Source organism: Streptomyces sp. E2N166 (genome assembly GCF_003671715.1).
Classification (GTDB): Bacteria; Actinomycetota; Actinomycetes; order Streptomycetales; family Streptomycetaceae; genus Streptomyces; species Streptomyces thinghirensis.
Genome location: NZ_RAIF01000038.1, coordinates 1 through 9,719 on the forward strand (window position 1 = coordinate 1; position 9,719 = coordinate 9,719).

Sequence of the window (9,719 nt, forward strand, 5' to 3'; positions counted from 1 at the left end):
TACCTGCCCGACTTCCTGCACACCGGCGGAGCGGCCGTCGTCACCCTGATAGTGACCGGCGGACTCCTCTACAGCGCGGGAGCGGTGGTGTACGCCGTCCAACGCCCCAACCCCTCGCCCCGTTGGTTCGGCTTCCACGAGGTGTTCCACGCTCTGACCGTGGCAGCCTTCACCGCGCACTACATCGCCATCTCCCTCGCCGTCTACTGACCCCAGCAGCAGGATTCACTCCTGCGGCGCGGTGCTGTCGCCCCGCTCGCGCACCGTTCGGGAGATGCGGCATGCGGTGAGGGCCCGGCCGGCGCGCGCCGGCCGGGCCCTCACCGCTGTTCTGGTGTCAGCGCGCTCGTCGCGCCGGTCAGACGGACAGGGGGGCGCCGAGCATCGCAGAAGCCCGCTGCAACGGACTTTCGACGCGCGCGGGGGCGGCCTCGGGCAGGGTGCGGCAGGTGAAGCCGAGCATGGCCATGGCTCTCAGCACCTCGCCGGCGCTGAAATCGCGGCGGTCCTGGCGGGTGATGACCTGGCCGACCTGCTTGACGGGGTAGTGGCGGCGTCCGATGATCACTGAGTCGCCGGTGACCGGTTCGGGTTTGACGCCCTTCATCGATTCCAGCACGCCGCTCTTGGTCAGGTCGAACGGGAAGCGGGCAATGACACAGCGCATGATGCCTCACAGGCAGAAGAGGAAACGGGGCCGACCGCCGTCCAGCGGTTCAGCGGGAGAGAGCGAGGATGCCCAGGGCGTTGCCGTGTTCGTCGACCACGGGCACGGGCCCGAGCCGCCCGGACGGTGTCGCGTCCTCGGCTTCTTCCCTCGTGGCCAACGGGGAGACGAAGGGCCCGCTGCCGTCGGTGATGTCACCGAGGCGGATCCGGTCGGTGTAGCCGGAGCTGTCCCGGACGGCGGCGAGCCGGGCCTGGGTGACCAGGCCGACGCACAGGCCGTCCTCGTCGCAGACGACCAGATGCTCCGTACGTGCGGCGGCCATGACGGACAGCGCCACCTCGACGGTCATGTCGTACCAGACCTGCGGTCCGGCCGCGTCCATGACGTCGACCACCGTGCTGGGCACGGGGCGAGCGCTCACGGAGCGGGTCTGCAACTGGACCAGCGTCAAAGGGTGCCTCCTGCGAAGATGGGCCGGATTCCTGATCAGGACTGTTCTACGCGGCCGCACCGGCGGGGGACTGGAGTGCGGGGGAACGCCGGGCAGCCGAGGTGGGGCGGCGCCGGCCACGGGAAGTGGCACCGCGCTTCTTGGGGCGTTCGGTCACCGGTGCGGTGATGACGACCGGAATGCCGGTCGGGCTCTGGGCTCCGGTGATCCGGCTGAGAGCCTCGTCGCCCGCGCGGACCTGGGTGGTCTGCGGCAGGATCCCGGCGTCCGACATGAGCCGGACCATGCCGCGACGCTGGCTCGGTGTGACGAGCGTGACGACGCTGCCGGACTCACCGGCACGGGCCGTGCGGCCCCCGCGGTGGAGGTAGTCCTTGTGGTCCGTCGGCGGGTCGACGTTCACGACGAGGTCGAGGTTGTCGACGTGGATGCCGCGGGCCGCGACGTTGGTCGCCACGAGCACGGTGACGTGTCCGGTCTTGAACTGCGCCAGGGTGCGGGTGCGTTGCGGCTGGGACTTGCCGCCGTGCAGGGCGGCGGCCCGTACCCCGCTGTTGAGCAGGTCCTTAGTCAGCCTGTCGACGGCGTGCTTGGTGTCGAGAAACATGATCACGCGTCCGTCGCGTGCGGCGATCTCGGTGGTGGCCGCGTGCTTGTCGGCGCCGTGGACATGGAGTACGTGGTGCTCCATCGTCGTGACGGCACCGGCCGAGGGGTCGACGGAGTGCACGACGGGATCGGTCAGGTAGCGGCGCACCAGCAGGTCGACGTTGCGGTCGAGGGTGGCGGAGAACAGCATGCGCTGGCCTTCGGGGCGCACCTGGTCGAGCAGGGCGGTGACCTGCGGCATGAAGCCCATGTCGGCCATCTGGTCGGCCTCGTCGAGGACGGTGATGGAGACCTGGTTCAGCCGGCAGTCGCCGCGGTCGATGAGGTCCTTCAGGCGTCCCGGGGTGGCGACGACGACCTCGGCACCACCGCGCAGCGCGCTCGCCTGCCTGCCGATCGACATTCCGCCCACGACGGTGGCCAGCCGCAGCTTCACGGAGCGGGCGTACGGGGTGAGCGCGTCGGTGACCTGCTGTGCCAGTTCACGCGTCGGTACGAGGACCAGACCCAGCGGCTGCCGGGGCTCGGCGCGCTGCCCGGCCGTACGGGCGAGCAGGGCCAGCCCGAAGGCGAGGGTCTTGCCGGAACCGGTGCGCCCGCGGCCGAGGACGTCTCGGCCTGCGAGGGAGTTCGGCAAGGTCGCGCCCTGGATCGGGAACGGTGCGGTGACGCCGGCCGAGCCGAGCGCGGTCAGCAGTTCCCGGGGCATGTCGAGATCGGCGAAGCCTTCTACGGCGGGAAGCGCGGGGGTGATCGTCCGGGGGAGGGCGAACTCCCCCTGTACGGCGGCGGGCCGGCGGCCGTAACCGCTGGAGCGGCTCGGGCCGGCCGACCGGCGCGGGGCCGACGAACCGAAGCGGCTGCCACCCTTTCCGGAGTCGGCACTGCCATTACGGTTGCGGGTGTAGCGGTCGTTCGTGAGTGTGCGGTTCATGCGGAACCTTCCTCGATGCGGCACATATCAAGGAATTCCCGCAGTAATGAGCGGCACGGAGAATTGCAAGAATGGGCCGGTGGGGTGGCGGCTTGCCCTCGCACGGACTTATCCGTTGCCAGATTCGCAAGCGCTGAAATAAGGGGCGCGGTGGGGACTCAATATCCGAAGCGTCCACTGCGCTGTAGCTGTGAAGGGGGTGCGTCTGCACCTCTGAAGGGCGATCCGTGTGCGGTGAGCCTACGGATTCCCTGGATGTCCTCCACAGGTGAAATCACCGCGGGAAAAGCATGTAGCTGGGGCCCGCACCCCGAAGGATGCGGGCCCCAGCTACAAGTACGCGACAGTCGGCGTCAGGCGAGAACGATGTTCTCGGCCGTCGGGCCCTTCTGGCCCTGCGCGATGTCGAAGTTCACCTTCTGGCCCTCCAGCAGCTCGCGGAAGCCCTGGGCGGCGATGTTCGAGTAGTGGGCGAACACGTCAGCGCCGCCACCGTCCTGCTCGATGAAACCGAAGCCCTTTTCCGCGTTGAACCACTTCACGGTACCAGCAGCCATGTCATTTCTCCTTTGGGGCAGTGCATCGGAGCCCGCACCATGCGGACACCATGTCGCCGCGATGATCACCCCGCCCGGAAAAGACCGGAAATACAAAAGCGCTCCCAGCGGCACAGAGCCGACCGGAGCACTTGAAGTTTCGGGAACCACAACTGCAACTGAGAAGGACAGTAGCACGCCGCAGCAGCCAGTGTCCGGTGAAGAAACGCCACCCTGCTTATTGCGGCAGAGAATCTATCCGCATGCCCCGTTGAAATCTCAGCCTGCGGGCACAGATATTGACCCACCCGCGCGACGTCATATTCTGAGTGCCGCGCTTGTGTGATCCGCCCCCCGCCGCGCCCTCGAAGACCGGCTCCGGCAAGCGTCGACACCGGATCGGTCCCTTCCGCCAAGTGCTGGGGCCCACAGCGGCCCGCGGCGTGGCCCGGCAGCCCATCATGACCGCGTCGGAGTTGGGGCTGCCTGGATACAGGCTTCTGGGTACGCCTCCGGCATCGTCGGGGGCGGCTCCTCGGTGCCCTCGGGCGGTCTGGTCTGGCGGCGTGGGTAACTCGGCCCGCCGCGCGGCGGTGTGACCCTTCAGCAGGCCCCGCTGTGCTCTGGCGGCCGGCGTCGCGGCTGCATCTGATTGCCCGGCGGGTCCCGGACAACTGCGGGTACGGCCGATCGGTTTGACGGCAGGCGGTGGCCGCCGGTGGGAAGTGTCCGGTCGGCGTGTCGTCACACTGCGGGTGGGGGCGGTTCGGTGGGCAGTACCGAGCAGGAGATCGAGGAGCAGTTCGCGCAGCTTCAACACAAGGTCGGCGTTCGCCATGCCGAGGTGCTGGAGCACGGCATGTGTCTGCCCCGTGCGTTCCTCGGGGAAGAACGTCTTTCACGGCAGGGGTGGTTGCCGCGGGCTGGGGGACCACGCATGCAGGACGGGGAAAGTGTGCATTCCGTGAAGCCGTGCCTGCAGGGGTGCCTCGCGTCCGCCGTAGGCTCTGAGGCAACTTGCCTGGACAGCGCTTTCCGTCCATGACCGGCGACGGCGACCGGTGAGCGCCGTCCGGCAGCGTAGGAGGCAGGCCGGAACCTGTCCGAAGCAAGACGCCTGCTGACCTCCCCAAGCCGCGTCGACCCGTCGATCGCGGAGGCGGTGGAGCGGTAAACACGGGCTATGCGGGCGGTTCGGCCTCCTCTTCCAGCCGGACTGACCATCCGGCCTGACCGCGGCGCCCTTGCTCAGCAGGGACACTGCGCGCCATTTCCCTCCATGAACACAAACAGTACGCCGTTCGTACGCGAAATGTGCGCAGTTTATACGTTCTACGGGGTAGAGTGACGGTCGGGAGGTGTTCCATGTCTGAGTTGTTCGACGCGGTCGACGCGCTGGTCGCGTCCCGCTCTCCGCTGCCGCCGGCGCAGGAGCGCAAGCGGCTGCGGGTCGCGCACGGCCTGACGCTGGACGAAGTCGCCGGCGCTCTGAAGGTGCGCCGGGCCACGGTGTCCGCCTGGGAGTCGACGAAGAAGCCGACCGAGCCGCGCGGCCCTGAGCGTGAGGCATACGCCCGGCTGCTTCGGCAACTCGCGGAGTTCTACCCCGCGCCCTTCACGCCCGGAGAGCCGGCTGCACCAGCACCCGCCACGTTCACCGGCGCGCCCGACTCTGCAGGCGAAATGTCAGAGGTTCCGGACGCCGCGATCGACGGCAAGGACGCGCAGGAGGCGGCTGCGGCGGTCACGAACCACCCGGCGCAAGTCCGGCCTCTGTCCACGGTGGAGGCGTCCGGGGCCGAGGCCTTGAGTGCAACCGAGACCACCCAGTCCTCTGCCCCGGCCACCGTGCCTCGCCCGGCGCGCACCGCCAGGACGTCGTCGGCGTCGCGCTGCCCGGGTACGAAGAAGGCAGCCCCGGCCGGCGCCCCGACGGGATCCGCCGATCCGCGGTTCGAGAACGGTCCGCTGGCGGTCGTCGACGTCGACACTGACGGACAGGTGCTGGCGTACTGCACCGGCGGCCTGGTCCTGGACGTGCCCGCCAAGAGCATCCCGGCCCTGGTCGACTGGACGCTGCGCGAGGCCAAGCTCGGTCAGCCGAAGCTGTCCGGGCCGGGCAAGGACGCCGACCCGCTGCTCGTGCTCACCGAGGCCGCGCTGGAGCGCTACGGCCTGCCCGTCGCGCTTACGGAGGAGGAGAAGCACGCTGGACGGATCCCGGAGGGCCACAAGGTCGTCAAGCAGCTCGCGCGTGCGGAGTGGAAGCTGACCAAGCGCGGCTTCGGCCCGTGGGCGCGGATCTACCGCCCCGCCGCCGGTTCTGAGCGGGCCTGCGTGCAGCTGTGCATCCCCTCCTGGAACGCGCTGGATGCCCGGCACTGGGGCGAGGCCGGACAGCTCCCGCCGGCCGAACTCGCCCGTGTCCTGGGCGCGTACGCCTCGCGCGTGATGACGCCGCGCGGCTCGACCGCCGTGACCGGTCTGGAGCTGATGACCGCGCTGCACCCGCCGACGCGCGCCTCCGAGCCGGACGCGACGGGGAAGCGGCACTCCGAGCACAACCCTGGCTCACTGGGCAAGAATCCGGTCGACCCGGCGCCCTGCGAGGCCCCCGACGGCCACCCGGTCCTCAAGGACCTGCCCCGGTTCCACGTGCGGGGACCGGCGGAGAAGCTGTTCGAGGAGGCGTACGACTGGGCGCGGCCGATGACCGATGCCGAGTGCACCCTGCGGCACCTGGTCGGCATCGACGTCAACATGGCCTTCGCCGCCGGCGCGAACGGTCTGAACGTCGGCCTCGGGGAGGCGACGCGCGTCAAGGCCCCCGCGTTCGACTCGAAGCTACCCGGCTCGTGGCTGGTCGACCTCTCCCACGTGGACCTGTCTCGCGTGAAGGTGGGCAGGGAGTGGGTGGAGATGGACGGCTCGCTGCTGCCTTCCCCGTTCACACCGAAGGGCGCGCGACCGGAAGGCCCGGCTTGGTACGCGACGCCCACCGTGGCGTACGCGGCGGAGCTCGGCTACGAGGTGCGTCCGATCGAGGCGTGGGTCCGGTACGAGAACGGCCGCTACCTGGACGGCTGGTATCAGCGGCTGCGTGACGCCTACCTCGCCACGATGGCCGACCTCGGCGTCGGTGCCGACCTCGCCCCGGCGGACTTCCTCGCCGCGATGGACGGCTACAGAGACCGTGACCCGGGGCTGGCGATCGTCGCCTCGGCGATCAAGGCGACGGTCAAGGGCGGCCTGGGCAAGCTCCGCGAGCGGCCCCGGGGCGAGGGCTGGAAACCCGGGCAGCCGTGGCGGGCCCTGTCCCGCCCGACATGGCGGCCGGACATCCGCGCGGCGGTCATCTCCCGTACCCGCATCAACCTGCACCGCAAGATCGTCAAGCATGCGGCGTTCACCGGGCAGTACCCGGTCGCTGTCCTGTCCGACTGCGTCGTCTACGCGTCCAGCGGGCCCTCGCCGCTGGACTTCCTGCCCTACCGGGAGGGCAAGCCGCTGCCCGGTGGCTTCAAGCTGGGCATCAACCCAGGCCTGGTCAAGCACGAAGGCACCCAGACCGTCCTGTGGGGCGAGGAAGTCCGCGAACGATTCGATGCCCCGGAGCTGAACCTCGCCCGGTACATCAAGGATGGCACCGTCACCGACGTCGACAACGGAAAGTAGGAGTAGGCGACCATGAGCCTGTTCGGGGACGGCCTGGACGCCGCGGTCCAGAAGGCATTCACCCGCCCAGCGCCCAAGAGCGCGCCTGCCCAGATGCGGTACCTGGTCAAGCAGCTGAAAGGCACCCGTGCGGTCGCCCAGATGCTGCGGATCTCCCAGCGCACCGTCGAACGGTACGTGAAAGGCCAAATCAAAAAGCCCCGCCCAGAACTCGCCGCACGCCTGGAACGCGAGGTGAAGAAGCGATGGCAGCCGCAGGTGCGGGCCAGGGCCCGGCAGAGGGCGGCGACCACCGCCGGCATCGTCATCGACACCCGCGCCCGCATGGGCTACACCGCGCCGATCGGGTCGACGGACCAGGACCGCATCCGGCACCTGACCCTCGCCCTGCCCCCGCAGCACGCCGCCCGCCTCTTCGACGCCCATCAAGCCGGCGCCACCGACCAGCAGCTCCAGGACATCGCAGCCGAAGCGCTCAAGGAGGTCTACTTCCAGGACAGCGGCCGCCGCGCCGGCAGCCTGGAGGAGGTCCGGTTCACCGACATCGAGCACCTCGAGTTCGACCTGTAGCTCCCATCAGCAAGAGCCCGAACCGCCTACTTGTGACTGAGCGTTTGAGTTGGCGAGTGAGTGTACAAGTCGGCGACTTGAGCGGGCGGCGCCGACGGCATGGGTGAGTTGGGCAGCGTAGGCGTCGTTGTTAAGCGTCCATTCATCGTGGACGACAGCGATACCCGCGACACCTTCGGACTCAAGCCTTCAACGCTCCGGGAAGCGCTGGCGGCCTGATGCGGCGGTGGGTGCGCCGGGATCCCGGCCCGCCCACACCTGGACATGAGGTGTGAGAGGTGCTCGACGATCGCCGCGCCGTCCCGCACTGCGCAGGCGCGCATCAGACCGGAGGCGCGGCAAGGAGGGCGGTGGCCGCCGGGTGGTAGGGGGCCAGCACCACCCCCGTCCGGGCAGCCAGCTGGATGGTCCGCGGCGCCGGCCCTCCGTAGCGTTCCGACCATGGAGAACACGAAGAGTGCGCGGTGGGGCCGGTCCGGACGGTGGCGTGCGGGGCTGGCCGTGGCCGGGGTCGCCGCAATCGGGACCGCATCGCTTCTCGGGCCGGGCACCACGGCCGAGGCCATGGGCGCAGGCGGCGGGGACGCGCGGTCGCGGCTGCAGCGGGACGCGGACGCGGTACGGGACACGGGAGCCACCGGGCTGACGGTCCTCGCCCGGGACGCGGCCGGGCGCGAGACGCAGGCCCGGTCCGGCACCGCGAGCCTGAAGAACGGGGGCCGGGTGCCCTTCGACGCCTACTACCGCATCGGCAGCGACACCAAGACCTTCACGGCCGTGGCCGCGCTCCAGCTCGTCGGCGAGGGCACGCTGAGCCTGGACGACACCGTCGAGCAGTGGCTGCCCGGGGTGGTCGCCGGCAACGGCAACGACGGCAGCCGCATCACCCTGCACAACCTGCTCCAGCACACCAGCGGCCTGGCCAATTACACGGACATCGCCTTCGAGGACCCGGCGGAGCTGACGCCCGAGCGCTTCCACGCACAGCGGTTCCGCTCGCAGACCCCCGAGGAGCAGGTCGCCGTGGCGATGGAGCGTGCCCCCGGCTGGCTGCCGGACGCGGACGATCCGGGCGCCGAGACGCAGTGGGCGTACTCCAACACCAACTACGTGCTACTCGGGATGGTCATCGAGAAGGCCACCGGCAACCCCTGGGCGCAGGAGGTGCACGACCGGATCATCGAGCCGCTGGGGCTGCGCCGCACGCTGATACCAGACACCTCGCCGTACGTGCCGATGCCGACGGCCGCCGGGTACACGCAGTTCCCCGGCCGGGACGACCTCACCGACACCACGCTGGCCGTGGGCGGCGGCGCGGACGGCGGCATCATCAGCACAACCCGCGACATGAACACCTTCCTGCGCGCCCTGATGGGCGGCCGGCTGCTGCCGCAGGAGCAGCTGGAGCAGATGCGCACCACCGTCCCGGCGCCCGGCTACGCCACCGACGGCAGGACCCGCTACGGGCTCGGCCTCGCCTGGCGCCCGGCCGAGGGCTGCGGGGGCGGGATCTGGTACCACGGCGGCACGTCCTTCGGTACCGCTTCCGAGACCGCCGTCACGCCCGACGGCCGGGTGTCGGCCGCGGCCGCTGTCTTCACCACGCGCTTCGGTGACGAGAAGCGCTTCCTCGAGCAGGCGAAGGCCGCGGTCCACCTGCTGGACCGGGCGGTGTGCGGCGACCGGGAGCGCGGGTGACCAGGGGCGCACACTCGCAGAAGACACCGCTCAATGTCTTCGACAGGAGTCGCGTAGTCGGTAGCGTGGGCCCACAACAGGCCACTCGATGGGTTCTCAGACGTCGCGGGCTCGCCTCCAGCGATCGCGTACTGCGGGGCGCGCGGCGCGGAGGCTCCCTCGGCGGCGCGGCCGGCACCCTCGCCGGCTACCTCCAGCACGCAGGCCCCCGCGCCACCCCCCGAGCCCTGTTCGAGGACCTGACCGCCGCCTACGCCGAGGAGACCGGCCTGAGCACACCCACCCTGCCCTGGCACGCGCTGCGCACCCCCGTCACCGACCTAGGCACTGTTTCTCGGATCATGTGCGGAGCCAGACCATGAGGGCTGCGAGGGCGACGGTGCCGAGGTAGATGTAGGCGCGTTTCTCGTAGCGTGTGGCGACGGCGCGGAAGCCCTTGAGTCGGTTGATGGCACGTTCGACGGTGTTGCGCTTCTTGTAGTGTTCGCGGTCGAATCCGGTGGGCCGGCCGCCTTGGGATCCTCGGTTGTGCCTGTGCCTTTGCTGGTCGAGACGTTCGGGGATGGTGTGCCGGAT

Annotated in this window: 9 protein-coding genes and 1 pseudogene; 5 read left to right on the forward strand and 5 right to left on the reverse strand. The window is 70.0% G+C overall.

Annotated features, from left to right (window positions below; translation table 11 throughout):
* On the forward strand, window positions 1-210 hold a 210-nt coding region (locus tag EBH09_RS36775), incomplete at its 5' end, for a hemolysin III family protein (RefSeq protein WP_193776771.1).
* Window positions 211-358: 148 nt separating this feature from the next.
* Here EBH09_RS36775 and EBH09_RS36780 read toward each other — a convergent pair.
* From EBH09_RS36780 to EBH09_RS36795, 4 genes are all read right to left on the reverse strand, one after another.
* The gene (locus EBH09_RS36780; protein ID WP_121751208.1) at window positions 359-667 is read right to left on the reverse strand and encodes an SCO5918 family protein; all 309 of its coding nucleotides are present in this window, start codon (window positions 665-667) and stop codon (window positions 359-361) included.
* A gap of 49 nt (window positions 668-716) precedes the next feature.
* Complete coding sequence (locus EBH09_RS36785; protein WP_121751209.1) at window positions 717-1,121, reverse strand: CBS domain-containing protein; 405 nt, start codon at window positions 1,119-1,121, stop codon at window positions 717-719.
* Between the two features lie 46 nt (window positions 1,122-1,167).
* Window positions 1,168-2,664, reverse strand: a complete 1,497-nt coding sequence (locus tag EBH09_RS36790) for a DEAD/DEAH box helicase (RefSeq protein ID WP_121751210.1) — start codon at window positions 2,662-2,664, stop codon at window positions 1,168-1,170.
* A gap of 353 nt (window positions 2,665-3,017) precedes the next feature.
* Entirely contained in the window at window positions 3,018-3,221 is a 204-nt protein-coding gene (locus EBH09_RS36795; RefSeq protein WP_030817331.1) for a cold-shock protein, read from the reverse strand.
* A 1,344-nt stretch (window positions 3,222-4,565) separates the two neighbouring features.
* Here EBH09_RS36795 and EBH09_RS36800 point away from each other — a divergent pair.
* From EBH09_RS36800 to EBH09_RS38255, 4 genes and pseudogenes are all read left to right on the forward strand, one after another.
* Window positions 4,566-6,875 carry a helix-turn-helix transcriptional regulator gene (locus EBH09_RS36800; RefSeq protein ID WP_121751211.1) on the forward strand — a complete coding sequence of 770 codons (2,310 nt, stop codon included), beginning with the start codon at window positions 4,566-4,568 and terminating at the stop codon, window positions 6,873-6,875.
* A 12-nt stretch (window positions 6,876-6,887) separates the two neighbouring features.
* Window positions 6,888-7,445 carry an XRE family transcriptional regulator gene (locus EBH09_RS36805; protein ID WP_121751212.1) on the forward strand — a complete coding sequence of 186 codons (558 nt, stop codon included), beginning with the start codon at window positions 6,888-6,890 and terminating at the stop codon, window positions 7,443-7,445.
* Window positions 7,446-7,886: 441 nt separating this feature from the next.
* The gene (locus EBH09_RS36810) at window positions 7,887-9,143 is read left to right on the forward strand and encodes a serine hydrolase domain-containing protein (protein ID WP_193776772.1); all 1,257 of its coding nucleotides are present in this window, start codon (window positions 7,887-7,889) and stop codon (window positions 9,141-9,143) included.
* A 155-nt stretch (window positions 9,144-9,298) separates the two neighbouring features.
* Window positions 9,299-9,469: pseudogene (locus tag EBH09_RS38255) on the forward strand (3-carboxy-cis,cis-muconate cycloisomerase); the annotation flags it as partial.
* A gap of 13 nt (window positions 9,470-9,482) precedes the next feature.
* Here the strand turns inward: EBH09_RS38255 and EBH09_RS36820 are convergent.
* The coding region (locus EBH09_RS36820) for a transposase (protein ID WP_193776774.1) at window positions 9,483-9,719 on the reverse strand (237 nt) is incomplete at its 5' end.

Bases quoted from the DNA above. Each gene is read 5' to 3' on its own strand.
- EBH09_RS36795 (WP_030817331.1), bottom strand. From the start codon at position 3,221: ATGGCTGCTGGTACCGTGAAGTGGTTCAACGCGGAAAAGGGCTTCGGT.
- EBH09_RS36810 (WP_193776772.1), top strand. From the start codon at position 7,887: ATGGAGAACACGAAGAGTGCGCGGTGGGGCCGGTCCGGACGGTGGCGT.
- EBH09_RS36790 (WP_121751210.1), bottom strand. From the start codon at position 2,664: ATGAACCGCACACTCACGAACGACCGCTACACCCGCAACCGTAATGGC.
- EBH09_RS36805 (WP_121751212.1), top strand. From the start codon at position 6,888: ATGAGCCTGTTCGGGGACGGCCTGGACGCCGCGGTCCAGAAGGCATTC.
- EBH09_RS36800 (WP_121751211.1), top strand. From the start codon at position 4,566: ATGTCTGAGTTGTTCGACGCGGTCGACGCGCTGGTCGCGTCCCGCTCT.
- EBH09_RS36780 (WP_121751208.1), bottom strand. From the start codon at position 667: ATGCGCTGTGTCATTGCCCGCTTCCCGTTCGACCTGACCAAGAGCGGC.